The following is a 14,461-nucleotide window of genomic DNA, read 5'->3' on the forward strand; positions in this document are numbered from 1 at the left end:
TGCTGTCGGCGCCGAGGGTCCGCGGGCGGTATGGCGGTCGACGCCGCCGCTCCCGGCGCCCGGGGCGAAGTGCACCGTGGGCTCGAAGTGGCGCGAACGAGGAGCAGGAGTCGGCGAGGCAGCGCCGCATCGTGGAGGCGGCCTCCCTCACCGGAGCCCTGAGGTTGTTCGGGTGACCGGCGCGCCAGGCAGGCCACCGCTTACGGAAAGCGCGCGGAGACGGCCATCGGCAGGCGCGTCGCGGTCTCGTCCGCGAGCCGGTCGAATTCCGCGCGCAGGAACGGCGAGGCGAGGCGCGCCAGGCCCTTGAAGCGCAGGCTCGCCCGGTAGGTGAGGCGGGTGACGGCGTCCGACATGGCCACGAAGGCCATGTCGTCGGTGGTGGCGGCGGTCTTGTTCTCCCCTTCGAAGACCAGCCGGTCGCGCTCACGGGACGCCAGCCGGTAGACGAGCTCGGTCTCGCGGCCGCGGAACCGCGAGGTGTTCCTCCAGCGGGCCCCCACCCCGACGGGCCCGTCGCCGACGCGGACGCACCGCACCGTTCCCGGGTCCCACTCCTCCGCGTGGGAGAAGTCCTCCAGATAGGCCACCAGGCCGTCGAGGGGTGCGGCGACGACGACGGTCCGCTCCACGATGATCACTTCAGCGACCTCCGGCTTCCTGCCCGGCGGGGCTCCGGACGAGCCTCCGACGCCCGTTCTTCTCCCGGACGGACCGCAACGGATGCACGCGGCCCGCATCCGCCGACCGGCCCGCCACGGAAGCAAGGGGAAGGACGACACACCCACGGGGAAGGACGCCCGATGGACGACATGACGGCGGCATCGCGGGAGTCCGTCTGGGACTACCCGCGGCCCCCGCGCGTGGAGCGTGACACCCGCCGGCTGACGGTCACGGTGGGGACCGAGATCGTGGCGGACACCCGAGCGAGCCTGCGGGTCCTGGAGACCAGCCACCCGCCGACCTTCTACCTGCCGCTCCAGGACGTGCGCACGGAGTTCCTGCGCCCCGGAGCCGGCCGGTCCCACTGCGAGTGGAAGGGGGCGGCGTCGTACTGGCACGTCGTCGTCGGCGACCTGGTGGTCCCCCGGGCCGCCTGGAGCTACGAGGAGCCCCGCGGCGCGTACGCGTCCCTGCGGGGAAGGCTGGCGTTCTACCCGTCCCTGGTGCGCTGCACGGTCGGGGACGAGGTGGTGACGGCCCAGGAGGGCGACTTCTACGGCGGATGGATCACGAGCGGGATCGAGGGACCGTTCAAGGGCGGCCCCGGCACCTGGGGCTGGTGAGCCGGACGGCCCACCGGCGGCACGAGGAGGCAACCATGAGCACGGTCCGAGCAGTCGAGGACGTCGGGACCGTCGGCGACCAGGTCGCCGATCTGCACGCATACCTCAGCTACCGGGACACCGGGGCCGGACTGGCCTGGCTCTCGGCGGCGGGGTTCCGGATCGTGCGTCGCGAGGACACGGAGGACGGCACGCTCGCGCACGCGGAGGTGCGGTTCGGGGACGTCGTCCTGATGGTCGCCCGCGCCCACGACGCGTACAGCAGGCCCGCGCTCCACGGCGTCAGTACGGGCAGCGGCCTCTACCTGTGCCTGCCGACGCCGTCCGCGGTCGACCAGTGGTACTTCCGCGCGATCGCGGCGGGGGGAGTCTCCGTGATCGAGCCCCAGGACACCCACTGGGGCGCCCGCCGGGCACGGGTCCTCGACCCGGAGGGCCACGAGTGGAGCGTGGGGACGTATCGGCCGGGATGACCCGGGCGGCGCGTTCCGTGGCGGCCGGCCGGTCGGGTCGACCTGGTTCCCGCTGGGTCCCGGGGCCAGTGATGACGTCATGAGCCCATCACGGAGCGACGCTTCCGGGGTGCGTGCCGGAAGCCCGCCGCGAGGGTACGAGCGCCCTCGCGGAGGGCTTCCGGCACGGCCTGCGGCGCGGGGCGCGGTCGTCAGTGGGCGTAGATGAAGTCGTACGCGAAGGCCCAGCGCTGGTTGTCGCCGTTGTTGCAGCTCCACAGCTGGGCTCCGGTGCCCCACGTGCCGGCCTGCCAGCCGTTGATCTCCAGGCACCCGGTGTAGGCGCTCTTGAGTTCGGCGGTGGACTTGCCGTTGACGTTGCGCCAGTGGTCGAACCACCAGAGCTGGTTGCGGCCGCCGTTGCACGGCCACTGGCCGACAGCGGTGCCGTTGGCGGTGGCCGGGGGCAGGCCCGGCAGCTCCAGGCAGAGGCCGGAGGAACGGTTCACGATCTCGAAGAAGCCGCCGCCCTTGTTGTTGAAGACCCAGGTCTGGTTGTCACCGTCGTTGCAGCCCCAGACCGTGGCCTGCGCGCCCCACTCGCCGGTCCAGCCGGGCATCTCCAGGCACGTGCCACCGGCCACGTTGGTGACCGTCGTGTAGTTGGCGGCCGGCGCCGCCCCGGCCGGTGCGGTCGCGGCGGCGAGGCCGCCCGCCATCAGTCCGAGCGTGCACATCACGCGCACGATGAAACGCTTCACCGAAGCCCCCTCGGGATAACTCGCCTCCACTGAGGCGATCTTGGTGGTGCGATCGCAGCGTATGCGAACAGATGTGCGGAACGGCGGACTCCACGGCACATGCTCCGGAAAGCCGCGGGAAGTGCGGGTCATGTCGTCGCCGACGGCTGCTCCGGGGCCTTCGGCAGGGTGGTGCTGGGAGCGGGATCTGCCGCGGCCGGTCCGGCGCGGACGACGGCCTGGTCCCCTCGCGGACCGAACAGGTGCAGGATCTCCACGGCGCTCGCGTCCGCGGGCCCGAACCAGTGGGGCTCGGTGGTGTCGAACTCGGCCACTTCGCCCGGTCGCAGCGTGAACTCCCGTGCCCCGAGGACCAGGCGCAGCCGGCCGGCGAGGACGTAGAGCCATTCGTAGCCCTCGTGGGTGACCAGTTCGGGCTCGCGGGGCGCCAGCACCTGCTTGAAGACCTGTACGCGGCCCGGGTATTGCGTCAGGGGCACGAGCACGCTCCCCCGCTCCTTGCGCAGGGGCCTGAGGTGCACCCGGGGGTCACCGCTGGCCGGCGCCGCCACCAGTTGGTCGAGCGCGACATGGTGCGCCCGCGCCAGCGGGATGAGCAGGTCCAGCGTCGGGCGCCGACGGCCCGATTCCACCCGGGACAGCGTGCTGACGGAAATGCCCGTCGTGGCCGCGAGCGCCTCCAGCGTGAGTCCGCGTTCCTTGCGCAGTCTGCGCAGCCGCGGCCCGATGCCGTCGAGGATCTGCTCCAGCTCCGCATCTCCGGATCCTGTGTTCATGGATCCATTTTTGCAGTGTTCGCAAAAACGATGGGCTGCTCCCCTCGTCCGGGTCGAGCCTTGCCGGGCACCGTTCCCGGACATCAGAGGTAGACGTGACCACGACGACGACACACCCTGCTCCACCCCGACTGAGTGCGCGCAGACGCTGGACGGTACTGGCCGTCTGCTGCCTGAGCATGTTCCTGGTGGGACTCGACACCACCATCGTCAACGTGGGCCTGCCGGCCATCGGGCGCGGCCTGGACGTCGGCACGCGCGGTCTCGAATGGATCGTGGACGCCTACACCGTGGTTCTGGCAGCCCTGCTGATCTCCTCCGGCGCCCTGGCGGACCGTTTCGGGCGCCGCCGGGTGTTCCAGTGCGGTCTCGTCCTGTTCGGCGCGGCTTCCCTGCTCTGTGCGCTCGCCCCGTCGGCGGGTGTGCTCGTCACGGCCCGCGCCCTGCAGGGAGTGGGCGCCTCGATGCTCAGCCCCGTGGCGCTCGCGATCGTGGTCAACGCGATGCCGGACCCGAAGGAACGCGCACAGGCGATCGGCATCTGGGCCTCGGTGTTCGGACTGAGCATGGCCGCGGGGCCCGTCACGGGCGGCGCCCTGCTCGCGGGGCTCGACTGGCGGGCGCTGTTCTGGATCAACGCACCCGTCGTCGCGGCCGCCCTGCTGCTCAGTGCGGTGTTCGTGCCGGAGTCCCGGGCCCAGCGGGCCCGGCGGCTCGACCTGCCCGGTCAGGCCCTGCTGACCTTGGCCCTCGCAGCGGTGGTCGGCGTCCTGATCGAAGGTCCACGCATCGGCTGGACCTCGCCCGCGGCGCTGGTGGGATACGCGTGCGCTGCCGCGGCGACCGCCGCGTTCGTCCGGGTCGAGTCCCGCCGAGCCGAACCGCTGATGGACCTGCGGCTCTTCGGGCGCCCGGTGTTCGGCGGTGCCGTCGTGGGCGCGGTGGCGGTGTTCGTCGCCCTGAACATGACGCTGCTGCTCAACACCCTCTACCTGCAGCACACTCGGGCGTGGACGCCACTGGCCGCCGGCGTGGCGACCCTGCCCCTGGCCGTCGGAGCGACCGTCTGCGCCCCGTGGTCCGGCCGCCTGGTGGGCCGCACGGGACCGCGGCCGCCGTTGCTCCTCGCGGGCGCCTTCGTCACGGCCGGCGGGCTCTGCCTGGTCCGGCTCACCCCGGACACGAGCGTGCTCCTGCTGCTGGCGGCGTACGCGCTCATCGGCATCGGGTTCGGCTTCGCCAACGCCCCGATCACCAACACCGCCGTCAACGGGCTGCCTCCGGCGCGGGCGGGCGTGGCGGGGGCGATCACCTCGACCGCACGGCAACTCGGCGCCGCCCTCGGCATCGCCCTCGCCGGCGGCCTGGTCACGGGCGTCGGCCCGGCGGGGCTCGCCCACGCGTCCCGCCCCGGCTGGATCCTGGTCACCGCCTGTGGCGTCCTGCTCTTCCTCGTCGCCCATGTGTCGCGACCCAAGGTGACGACCGGCTGAAGGCCGCGGCACGCCTGCTGTGCCGTCGCCTCCGAGGCGACGGCACGGCAGGCTCCGGACAGGCTGGAGCGCAGCGAGAACGCGCGGAGCGCCGATCGGGTGGGTTTCCGCCCCCGACCCGTCGACCGGCGGAAACTCGGACGCCTAGAGAATCCCGACGAATTCCGCAAGCGTTCCTCGATTCTCGTTCGAGTGAATTCATGGGCCGCGTAAGCGGAATGCCCGCACGATGACCTCGGCTCGGGCAACGCCGGACTTCCAGGACCGCTCACGCGGGGGATGTTCCCCCTCGTCCGGACGACGATTCGAACAGATTTGTCGCCAGGGAAGGCAACACATCCGAACGTCGGCCACGGGCGGGCGGTGCCGACGGCGAGGCGGGCCACGCGAAACCCGTGCCGTGGCCGCCCACCCCCAGCGTGGAGGCCACGCGCCGGGGCCGCGTCCGGGACCATGGTCGAGGCCGGGGCATCCCTCGGACCCGGCCGCGGCCCGCCCCGCCGTCCGCTCGCACCTCAGGCCGCGAGATCACATTCGATCACTTGATGTCATTTTCAGAACAGAAACCCGTCACTTCACGAGCGCGAACCGATTGAAGGGAACCTTCCTTTCGTCGAGGTCACACGCGAAACCTCAACTGACTATGCTCCCCACATGTGTTGCGCCGCGCCGCACGGCGAGCGTTCATGAAGGTGATCTCTTTGCGGGTCGCATTCGAGAGCGTTTACGCATTCGATCGAAATGATGTTCCTTTGGCGCGCCGCACCAGTTCAGTCCGTTCATTCCAGACTGTTTAGGGACACCCTTGATGGTTCGTGCAGGTTCAACCTCCAGAGCCCGGCCCCGTGCGACGGCTCCGGTGTGGCTCATCCCGCCGGGAGTCGTGGCCTGTGCCCTCGCCATGGGGTTGCTCTTCTCGTCGGCGCAGATACGAACAGCGCTGGCAGGCTGGGGCGCTGTCGCGGTGTCCCTCGCGGCCGTCGGCTCGGCGGTGACCGTACGCCTGTCGCGCTCGGCGGAAGCCGCCCGGCACACCAGGGCGGCGGCCCGGGCGCGGGAGGCCCACGCGGAGCGCGAGGCGGCGCTGCTCGGACGCCTGGCCGACCAGCGCACCACCACCGTATGGCTGGCCGAGTCGCTCCTTCCCGCCGCCGTCGCCCGTCTGCAGAAGGGTGACCCGGCATCGGAGATCCTGCAGTCCGTCTCCTTCGGAGTGCATCTCGACGACGAGTTCGCCGACGCCCTCCGCAACGCGCTGCGCACGCTCCTCGAGGCCGTGGAGGCGGAGGAGAGCACGCGGGACTCCTCCCAGCGGGCCCTCGTGGCCGTCGCCCGCCGGGTCCAGGCGATCGTGCACCAGCTCGCCAAGGACCTCCGCGCCATGCAGATCATCCACGGCACGGACCTCGTGCTCTCCCGCGGCCTGCAGGACATCGACCACCGCAACGCGCTCATCGGACGCCTCGCGGCCAGCATCGCGGTCCTGGGTGACGCACGGCCCGGGCGGCAGTGGTCGAAGGCCATCCCGCTCTACGACGTCCTGCGGGGCGCCATGTCGCGCATCGTGGACTACCCACGCGTGAAGCTGCAGTCCGTGACGGAGGCGGCGGTGATCGGTCCGGGAGCCGAACCGCTGATCCACCTGCTCGCCGAACTGCTCGACAACGCGACGACGTTCTCACCCCCGCACACCCCCGTGGAGGTGAGCGCGGTCGAGGTGCCCTCCGGCATCGCGATCGAGATCGAGGACCGCGGGGTCGGACTCACCGAGGAGGTCCGCCAGCGCATCGCGCGCGTCATGGCGGACGCGTCGTCGGGCCGCTTCCTGGCGGGCCTGGGCGAGGTGACGCAGCTCGGCCTGCCGGTCGTGAGCAGGCTGGCGCGCGAGCACGGCTGCGAAGTGGACCTGCGGACGTCCGCCTACGGAGGCGTGCGGGCCGTCGTCCTCGTACCCCGGCGCCTGATCACCGCGGTGGAGCAACTCGCGGTGAGAACCCCTGAGCCCGCCCGGAGAGGCCTCGGCGGACCCGTCCGCCCGCGGCCGGCCCCGGTGGTCGTGAGCGACACCCCGGTGCGCTCCGGCGAGGTCGCGAAGACCCTCAACGGGCTCCCCCGCCGACGCCGGGAGTCGCCCGTCCCGCCACCGGTCGTCCGCACGAGTCCCACGCCCTCCGCCGCCCCGGTGTCCCGGAGCACCTCCGGCTCGTCCCAGCCGGGGCTGATGTGGGAGGCGTTCAACGGGGACAGGACGTCGGGTGCCGAACCTTCCACTCCGTACAGCGAGCCGTCTGATGAGGTCGACTAACATGCAGCCACTGCCCAACATCGACTGGATGCTCAACGAGCTCGTGGGCGGCGTGCCGCACGTACGACACGTCGTCGTCCTGTCCTCGGACGGCCTCTGCATCGGCCAGGCCAACACGGCGCCCGACACGGCCGACGCGATCGCCGCCGCGTGCTCCGGGATCCAGAGCCTGGCCAGGGCCATCGCGCAGATGTTCCCGCACGGGGACGGTTCGACGCGCATGGTCGGGATCGAGGCCGACGGCGGATACTTCTCCCTGATGGCGGCCGGCCCCGGCGCGTACCTCGCCGTACTGGCCGACCAGGAGGTGGACGCCGGACTGCTCGGCGACCGGATGCGCACCCTGGTGGTCCGGATCGGCCGGCACATGACCAGCCCGCCTCGTGAAGACGTCCGGCAGGCGATGTGACCTCGGAGAACCAGTCCCCTTGGGACGAGGGCACTCCCGTACCGCTCTACGTCATCACCGGCGGCACCGGATCCTCGGCCAAGGCCTTCGACCTCGTCACCCTGATCGCGACGAGATCCGAACCGGAACCCTCGATGCAGCCGGAGCAGGCGGCCATCCTCTCCCTGTGCGAGTACCCGCTGTCGGTGGCCGAGCTCTCGGCCTATCTCAGCCTGCCGTTCAGCGTCGTCACGGCGCTGCTGTCCCGGCTCGTCGAGGACGAACGCGTCGAGGCGATCGCACCCGTGCCCGTCGCGGCCTGTCCCGACCGCGGCCTGTTGGAGGCGGTGATTCATGGACTACGCAAGCTCTGAAGGATTCCGCCCGGGGCCACGCGACACCGACGTACTGCTGCCCCCTGGAGCCAGGGGCGTCAAGGTCGTCGTCGTCGGAGGTTTCGGAGTCGGCAAGACGACCATGGTCGGAACGGTCAGCGAGATCCCGCCCCTGACCACGGAGGAGACCATGACCCAGGCCGGCGTCGGGATCGACCACAATCCCGGCGCCGCGGGCAAGAACACCACAACCGTCGCCATGGACTTCGGCCGGATCAGCATCAACCACGAGCTGATCCTCTACCTGTTCGGGACCCCGGGACAGGAGCGCTTCTGGTTCCTGTGGAACGGGATCTTCGAAGGCGCGCTCGGCGCGGTGGTCCTCGTCGACACCCGCCGGATCGAGGTCTGCTTCGAGGTCGTCACCCGCCTCGAGGACCGGCGCGTCCCGTTCATCGTGGCCGTCAACGCCTTCCCCGAGGCACCGCAGTACTCCGTAGAAGAATTGCGCACGGCTCTGGCCCTCAGCGACTCCGTCCCCCTCGTCACCTGTGACGCACGGGACCGGGCGTCCTGCCGCGACACCCTGCTCTCGCTGATGGTCTACCTGTGCACCCTCGCCGCCCAGGAGACCGTATGACCCTGCCGCACCCCGAACACGCCACGGAGAACTCCGGACTGCTCCCCCCGCCGGGCTGCCCGGCCCATGTGAGCGGCGGGCCCGGAGCGGTCCGGCTCTTCGGCCCCGCCGCCGAGACGGACCCCATGGGCCTGTACGAGGACCTGCGCGCCGCCCATGGTCCGGTGGCGCCCGTCCTGCTCGACGGCGACGTACGCGCCTGGCTCGTCCTCGGCTACCTGGAGAACCGCGACGTGGCGACGCGTTCCACCCAGTTCTCCCGCGATCCCCGGGTCTGGCACGGCTGGAGCAGCGGGGAGATCGACCCGGCCACCTCGCCGCTCATGCCCATGATCGGCTGGCGTCCGGACTGCGTCTGCGCGGACGGCGAGGAGCACCAGCGCCTGCGCAGTGCGGTGACCGCCTCGCTGGACCAGTTCGACCACAGGGGCCTGCGCCGCCAGATCAACCGCTTCGCCCACCAGTTGATCGACTCGTTCTGCGAGAGCGGCGAGGCCGAGCTCGTCGGCACGTTCACCGAGCACCTGCCCATGCTCACCCTGACGCATCTGCTCGGCATGTCCGACGAGGAGACCCCCCGGCTCGTGCACGCCGCGCGTGACCTCTTCAAGGCCACCGAGACCTCGCTCGCCAGCAACGAGATCGTGGTGGAGAGCCTCGAACAGCTCGTCAGGGCGAAGCACGTGCGCCCGGGCCAGGACATCGCCTCCGCCCTGCTGGCCCACCCGGCCGGTCTCACGGACGAGGAGGTCGTGCAGCACCTGCGCCTCATCCTGCTCGCCGGCTACGAGACCACCGCCAACCTCATGTCCAACGTCCTGCGGATGGTGGTCACCGACCCCCGGTTCCGCGGGTCGCTCGCCGGCGGACAGATGACCCTCCCCGAGGCCGTCGAGCAGGTCCTCTGGGACGAGCCTCCGTTGATGGTGTGCCCGTCCCGCTACGCCAAGGGGGACACGACCCTCGGGGGGCAGCTCATCCGGGAGGGGGACATGCTGCTGCTGGGTCTGGCCGCGGGCAACGTCGACAAGGCGATCCGCCCGGATCCCTCGACGCCGGTGCACCACAACCGCGCGCACCTGTCCTTCAGTGCCGGCAGCCACGAGTGTCCCGGCCAGGACATCGGCCGCATCATCGCCGACACCGGCATCGACATCCTGCTGACCCGGCTGCCCGACATCGCCCTGGGCGTCCCCGAGGGGGAACTCACCTGGCGCTCGTCCACCTGGGCCCGGCATCTCACGGCCCTCCCCGTCACGTTCGCCGCGCGTCCCCCGCGGAACCAGCAGAGCCCGGTTCCCCTCCCGGCCCCGCCGCCGCGGAGCGGTCCGGCTTTCTCCACGGCGGCACCGCCGGTGCCCGCGCCGGGGGCCGCACCCGAGTCCCACCGGCGGCCGGACGCCCGGCCCTCGTGGTGGGCGCGCCTGGGACGGCTCCTGCTCAGGCGGTAGTTCCCTCAGGGCTGGGCGTCCGCGCCCAGGCCCACGGCCGCGGGGGGTACCGGCGAGAAGGTGTCGGTGCCCCCTCCGTGGCCCTGCTCCGGGATCGTGTCCGCGGAGACGTACCGCGGGGCGCCGGTGTACCAGGCGTAGAGGCCCGACAGGAAACTGCAGGCGCCCTCGATCCACGCCTCCAGCTCGGCCCGCTCCTCGGGCCGCAAGCGGGACCGTCGGTCCGACAGGCGGGTCTCGTCCCGCCGGAGCTGTTCGAAGTCACGCATGCGCGTGTTCACCAGATGGACCGCGGCGGGTACGGCCTCCCGGAGGGAGATGCCCAGCGACGTCGCTATCACCACGACGAGGTTGTTGACGTCCCGCTCCTCGTTCACCTCCCTTTCGTAGGAGGCGATGTCGTTCGCCAGCCCCATGACGTCCATGAATGCGGCCAGTAATCCGCGCATCGCGCGGCCGCCCCGGATTCGCTCGGGTATTCGTGCCCCGGTGGAGAGTTCGACGGAATAGGGGGCGGTATGAGCGGCGAAACTCTCGCGCCGGAAGGGCGCGTAGTCGATCAGGTGGGGAACGCGACCGGAACGGCTGTTGGCCAGCTCCTCGACGCCCGCGTCGATGTACCTCGCCACCGCCCGGTTGAACTCGTGGCGCCAGTGCGCCAGTCGCGGAGGAAACAACTGCTGCTGGAGATCGGCGATGCCGCGTTCGACGGCGTTCACCGGTTCCGGGAGGGGTGCGCCGCCTTCCGGATGCAGGAAGGCGTGGAGCCGGGCGGTGAATTCCAGCGCACCCCGGAGGTCGCCGGTCCGTTTGAAGGCCGAGGCGAAGTAGTCGTCCCACGCCAGAGCCCAGATGTTGAAGCGGTGATTGAGCCGGAGATCGGCCGCGGATGCGTCGGGAAGCGTCCACGCGGTGAGCTGGTCGACCGTCATGGCCTGAAACTGACGCCGGGTCCATATCGCCTGGCCCGACGGCCGCTCTTCGTCGCCGTTCACCATGCCCATTTCACGCGCCCAGCTCTCGCTCTCCGCGCGCAGACCCGGCAGGTGCGGATTCACCCGCAAAGGATGAGGCATCCAGAGTTCTGGGAGCTCGACGGCATGCGTGGTCATGGTCACTCCATCTCCCTCGAAGTACAGGGCGGGCCGCGACTCTTCCGTCCCCTCCGAGTCGACTGCCGGTTCGACGCAAGGGCAGACGGTACCCGCGCCACGCCATGGACGGCCGGAAATGCCCCCCAGAGCGACGCTCCAAACCTGCCCCCGTGGCGCGTTCCGCAACCCAGGCTCCGGCGGAAAGTGACACCCGGGCCTGCTGCACGCCGCGTACCGTCGGTACATGAACGATCAGCCGGAGCGGAAGCAGCGCACCGCCGCGGGGGCCGCCGAGGACCGGACCGTGGTGTTCGTGTGCGCGACATGTGGAGCCGCGCTGACGGGGGCTCTCGCGCGGCTGCCCGCCGTCCCCGAGGCCCCGAACCACGCCTGGTGGGACGCCGATGAGCCGGGTCCGTCACCCACGACCGTGCCGTCAGGGCACTACGCGATCGAGACGGAACCGTACGGTGCGCCGCTGGCCGTCGCCCAGGAACCCGGGCCCGTGATGCCGCGCCACGGAGAGATGCGGAACGTGGACGGCAAGCCGCTGGCGTCGCAGGGCCCCCGGGGCAACATCGTCATCTGCCCCGACGACGCCCGCGGCCTGGAGCTGCGCCACGCCTCTCCCGCCTGCTGCGGGGCGACCCCGTACGGTGGCATGAACCAGCTGTGCGCCTGCGGAGCCCTCGTCGCGACCCTCAGTTCCGACTGCTGCCTTGCCTACGAGCTGCACCTCTCGGCCGACCACGTCCGCGCCGTCCAGGCCTGACGCGGGGGCGTGCCGTCACCGGCGGCCGCCGGGCGGCGCGTCAGCACCTCCGCGCGCGGCGGGAGCCGGTCCGGGCGGTGCCGCGCGCGTGCCGAGTCCGGGGCCGGAGGTCACTCGGGGCGGTTGAAGCGGTGGGCGGCCCAGAGCAGGGCAGCGACCCCGGTCGTCAGGAGGACGGCGGCTTCGAGGGGCAGCGGAGGCTGCCGGCCGAACCACTCGATGCCTGCCACGGGCGCCTGCTCGGGGACCCGGAGCGCGATGGAGCGGCGCAGCAGGTCCACGCCGTAGGCGAGCGGATTGCACGCGGCCAGCGAACGGGCCCAGCCGGGCAGGCCCTCGAGCGGGAAGAAGCCGCCCGAGAGGAACAGCAGCGGCATCATCACCAGGCCGAGCAGCATGTGGAAGAGCTCGGCGCGGCCGAGGCTCACGGCCAGCGCGAGCGACAGAGCCGTGATGGTGAAGGAGGCCAGGATCATGCCGGCCAGCAACAGCGCCAGCAGGAGCGGGTCGTACGGCAGACCGACCGCTCCGGCGAGCGCGAGCAGCACGGCGCCCTGGACGGCGGCGACCACGGTGCCTCCGGCGCAGCTGCCCAGGAGCAGGGTGGAGCGGTGCACCGGCGCCATCAGGAGTTCGCGCAGGTAGCCGCTCTGCCGGTCGGTGATCAGGCGGATGCCGACCATGATGGCGGGCGTCTGGACGGTCATCATCAGCATGCCGGGGAACAGATAGGTCTGGTAGCCGACGCCCAGCGCGGAGGTGGGGATCAGGGCGGCCAGACCACCTCCGAGGACGAAGAGGTAGAGCACCGGCTGGATCAGCATCAGTGCGGTATGGGTGGGCTGGGACGACAGGCGCAGCAGATCCCGGTGGACCAGCGCGTGGATCGCGCGCAGTTCACGGCGCAGGCGGCCCGGCGGCGTGGGGTCCGACGCGTCAGGGGCGCCCGGGGTGTCCGAGGCTCCTGAGGTCGTGGGAGCGGGTGTGGTCACAGGCCCCCCTCGGTCGGCGCGGAGGTGCCGCTCGCGTCTGCCGCGCCCGGCGTCGGGTCGGTGCGTGCGGTGTGGATGCTGCGGCCGGTGTGGTGGAAGAAGACGTCGTCGAGCGTCGGCGGGGTCGCGGAGGCCGCCCGAACGGGGATGCCATGCGCTTCCAGGGCCGCGCACAGACGGGGGATCCAGGAGCTGCCGTCGGGCACGCGCAGGCGGATCCCCTCCGTGTCCAGCGCCGTGACGGTGCCCGGCGGCACCGTCCGGCGTACGACGTGGTGCGCGGCCGGGTCGTCGCCCGTGCGCAGGACCACCAGGTCGTCCCCGATCGCGGCCTTCAGGGCGAAGGGGGTGCCCTGGGCCACCAGGCGGCCGCCGTCGATGATGGCGAGGCGATCGCAGTTCTCCGCCTCCTCCAGATAGTGGGTGGTGAGGAAGAGGGTGGTGCCCTGCCGGTCGCGCAGCGCGCGCAGATGCTCCCAGACCTGGGCGCGGGCGTGGGGGTCGAGTCCGGTGGTCGGCTCGTCGAGGAACAGGATCCGCGGTGCGTGCAGCAGACCGCGGGCGAGCTCCAGGCGACGTCGCATGCCGCCGGACAGGGTGCGTACCGGGGAGCGGCGCCGGTCGCTCAGCCCGACGGCGCCGAGCGTCTCGGTGGCGCGTCGGCGGGCGTCGCGGCGGCTCAGGCCGTAGAGGCGTGCGTGGATGTGCAGGTTCTGTTCGGCCGTCAGGTCCGGGTCCAGGGCGCTGTGCTGGAAGAGCATTCCGACCTGCCGGCGTACCTGGTCCGGTCGGCTGAGCACGTCGGCGCCCGCAACGGTGGCCCTTCCGGCGGTGGGTCGGGCGAGGGCGCACAGGAGGGCGATGGTGGTGGACTTCCCTGCGCCGTTGGGCCCGAGGAAGGCGAAGGTCTCGCCCTGCAGCACGTCCAGGTCAAGTCCGCGGAGGGCGTGGACGGCGGTCCCGTCGGGGCCGGGGTAGCTCTTGACCAGGCCACGGGTGCTGATGGCGTACGCCAGCCCGGCGGCAGGCGTGGTGTCCGGGCTCGCGGTGGCCGCCGTCAGGAGGGCGGACGGAGCGGGGGCGTCGTCACCAGCGGGTGGCTGCATGGGCGGTTCCTCGTCTGCGGTTGGTCGCCCGCGGGCACGGCGTGCACCGGAGCGGGGCGAACTGCGTGGCTCGGAGTACCGAGGCGGCCGGACGGCTGTGGCGCTGTGTCAGGCGGACCTCCGCTGCGGCCGGTGCCGGGCGAAGGGCGGAGGGCGGAGGCTGGCGGGCCTCCGTTCCGGCCGACGGCCGGCGAAAGGCGGAGGCCGGCGCGCCTCCCTTCGGCCGGTGACCGGCGAAAAGCAGTGGGTGGTGGGCCTCCGTTCCGGCCGGCGGCCGCCCTGAGGGCGGTCGCCGGCCGGAGGAGGAGCCCCTTCGACGTACCCCGCCGGGTGTCGAGGAGGAGGCACCGAAGCGTTCCTCCCCTCCGGGGGCCGGTGCTCGGCGTCCTGTCGACGAACTGGTCGTCTTCGGTCCGCTGAGCACCGGCGAAGGGGCTTGCCGTCCGGCTAGGCGCAGCTGACGCCGATACAGACGGTGTTGAGCAGCGTCAGCAGGCCGACGCACTCGCAGGTCGCGGCGAACGCCGCTCCGTCGGCGCCGACCGGGTCGGTCTCCGGAAGGGCGTGCAGGTGAGCCAGCAGTTCGAGGTCGCGGTTCTCCATGGCTTTC

At 71.7% G+C, this 14,461-nt stretch carries 16 protein-coding genes; 9 read left to right on the plus strand and 7 right to left on the minus strand.

Annotation, left to right across the window (positions count from 1 at the left end):
* Positions 1-200: 200 nt before the first annotated feature.
* The gene (locus ACIRQF_RS01425) at positions 201-641 is read right to left on the minus strand and encodes an SRPBCC family protein (RefSeq protein ID WP_376633810.1); all 441 of its coding nucleotides are present in this window, start codon (positions 639-641) and stop codon (positions 201-203) included.
* A gap of 162 nt (positions 642-803) precedes the next feature.
* Here ACIRQF_RS01425 and ACIRQF_RS01430 point away from each other — a divergent pair, with 162 nt between their 5' ends.
* Positions 804-1,286: a DUF427 domain-containing protein gene (locus tag ACIRQF_RS01430; RefSeq protein WP_404087866.1), complete on the plus strand. Its 483-nt coding sequence runs from the start codon at positions 804-806 to the stop codon at positions 1,284-1,286.
* A gap of 35 nt (positions 1,287-1,321) precedes the next feature.
* A complete protein-coding gene (locus ACIRQF_RS01435; protein ID WP_404087868.1) occupies positions 1,322-1,759 on the plus strand; it encodes a VOC family protein in 438 nt (145 codons plus the stop codon).
* A 191-nt stretch (positions 1,760-1,950) separates the two neighbouring features.
* On the opposite strand, the gene ACIRQF_RS01440 is transcribed toward ACIRQF_RS01435, so the two are convergent.
* Both ACIRQF_RS01440 and ACIRQF_RS01445 read right to left on the minus strand, forming a co-directional pair.
* A complete protein-coding gene (locus ACIRQF_RS01440) occupies positions 1,951-2,499 on the minus strand; it encodes an RICIN domain-containing protein (protein WP_404087870.1) in 549 nt (182 codons plus the stop codon).
* Between the two features lie 128 nt (positions 2,500-2,627).
* Complete coding sequence (locus ACIRQF_RS01445) at positions 2,628-3,275, minus strand: helix-turn-helix domain-containing protein (protein ID WP_382477967.1); 648 nt, start codon at positions 3,273-3,275, stop codon at positions 2,628-2,630.
* 179 nt (positions 3,276-3,454) lie between these two features.
* Between ACIRQF_RS01445 and ACIRQF_RS01450 the strand changes: the two genes are divergently transcribed.
* The 6 genes from ACIRQF_RS01450 to ACIRQF_RS01475 all read left to right on the plus strand — a co-directional run bounded on the left by ACIRQF_RS01450 (position 3,455) and on the right by ACIRQF_RS01475 (position 9,887).
* Positions 3,455-4,768: an MFS transporter gene (locus ACIRQF_RS01450; RefSeq protein ID WP_404087873.1), complete on the plus strand. Its 1,314-nt coding sequence runs from the start codon at positions 3,455-3,457 to the stop codon at positions 4,766-4,768.
* An 883-nt stretch (positions 4,769-5,651) separates the two neighbouring features.
* Positions 5,652-7,073 carry a sensor histidine kinase gene (locus tag ACIRQF_RS01455; protein ID WP_404087875.1) on the plus strand — a complete coding sequence of 474 codons (1,422 nt, stop codon included), beginning with the start codon at positions 5,652-5,654 and terminating at the stop codon, positions 7,071-7,073.
* A gap of 1 nt (position 7,074) precedes the next feature.
* Positions 7,075-7,482 carry a roadblock/LC7 domain-containing protein gene (locus tag ACIRQF_RS01460; protein WP_376633796.1) on the plus strand — a complete coding sequence of 136 codons (408 nt, stop codon included), beginning with the start codon at positions 7,075-7,077 and terminating at the stop codon, positions 7,480-7,482.
* A complete protein-coding gene (locus ACIRQF_RS01465; protein WP_382477961.1) occupies positions 7,479-7,835 on the plus strand; it encodes a DUF742 domain-containing protein in 357 nt (118 codons plus the stop codon). Before ACIRQF_RS01460 ends, ACIRQF_RS01465 begins: the two co-directional genes overlap by 4 nt.
* The gene (locus ACIRQF_RS01470; protein ID WP_376633793.1) at positions 7,816-8,436 is read left to right on the plus strand and encodes an ATP/GTP-binding protein; all 621 of its coding nucleotides are present in this window, start codon (positions 7,816-7,818) and stop codon (positions 8,434-8,436) included. Before ACIRQF_RS01465 ends, ACIRQF_RS01470 begins: the two co-directional genes overlap by 20 nt.
* Entirely contained in the window at positions 8,433-9,887 is a 1,455-nt protein-coding gene (locus ACIRQF_RS01475) for a cytochrome P450 (RefSeq protein ID WP_382477959.1), read from the plus strand. The genes ACIRQF_RS01470 and ACIRQF_RS01475 overlap by 4 nt, the downstream gene beginning before the upstream one ends.
* Positions 9,888-9,892: 5 nt before the next feature.
* On the opposite strand, the gene ACIRQF_RS01480 is transcribed toward ACIRQF_RS01475, so the two are convergent.
* The gene (locus ACIRQF_RS01480) at positions 9,893-10,999 is read right to left on the minus strand and encodes a hypothetical protein (RefSeq protein ID WP_404087878.1); all 1,107 of its coding nucleotides are present in this window, start codon (positions 10,997-10,999) and stop codon (positions 9,893-9,895) included.
* A gap of 226 nt (positions 11,000-11,225) precedes the next feature.
* On the opposite strand from ACIRQF_RS01480, the gene ACIRQF_RS01485 reads away from it, so the two are divergent.
* Positions 11,226-11,753, plus strand: coding sequence for a hypothetical protein (locus tag ACIRQF_RS01485; protein WP_404087879.1), 528 nt, complete (start codon positions 11,226-11,228; stop codon positions 11,751-11,753).
* A gap of 110 nt (positions 11,754-11,863) precedes the next feature.
* On the opposite strand, the gene ACIRQF_RS01490 is transcribed toward ACIRQF_RS01485, so the two are convergent.
* From ACIRQF_RS01490 to ACIRQF_RS01500, 3 genes are all read right to left on the minus strand, one after another.
* Positions 11,864-12,745, minus strand: coding sequence for an ABC transporter permease (locus ACIRQF_RS01490; protein WP_404087881.1), 882 nt, complete (start codon positions 12,743-12,745; stop codon positions 11,864-11,866).
* Positions 12,742-13,851, minus strand: a complete 1,110-nt coding sequence (locus tag ACIRQF_RS01495; protein ID WP_404087883.1) for an ATP-binding cassette domain-containing protein — start codon at positions 13,849-13,851, stop codon at positions 12,742-12,744. Before ACIRQF_RS01495 ends, ACIRQF_RS01490 begins: the two co-directional genes overlap by 4 nt.
* Before the next feature lie 447 nt (positions 13,852-14,298).
* Entirely contained in the window at positions 14,299-14,454 is a 156-nt protein-coding gene (locus ACIRQF_RS01500; protein WP_376633781.1) for a VenA family class IV lanthipeptide, read from the minus strand.
* Positions 14,455-14,461: the final 7 nt, after the last annotated feature.

It is taken from the genome of Streptomyces sp. NPDC101191 (assembly GCF_044767915.1).
Taxonomy (GTDB): Bacteria; Actinomycetota; Actinomycetes; order Streptomycetales; family Streptomycetaceae; genus Streptomyces.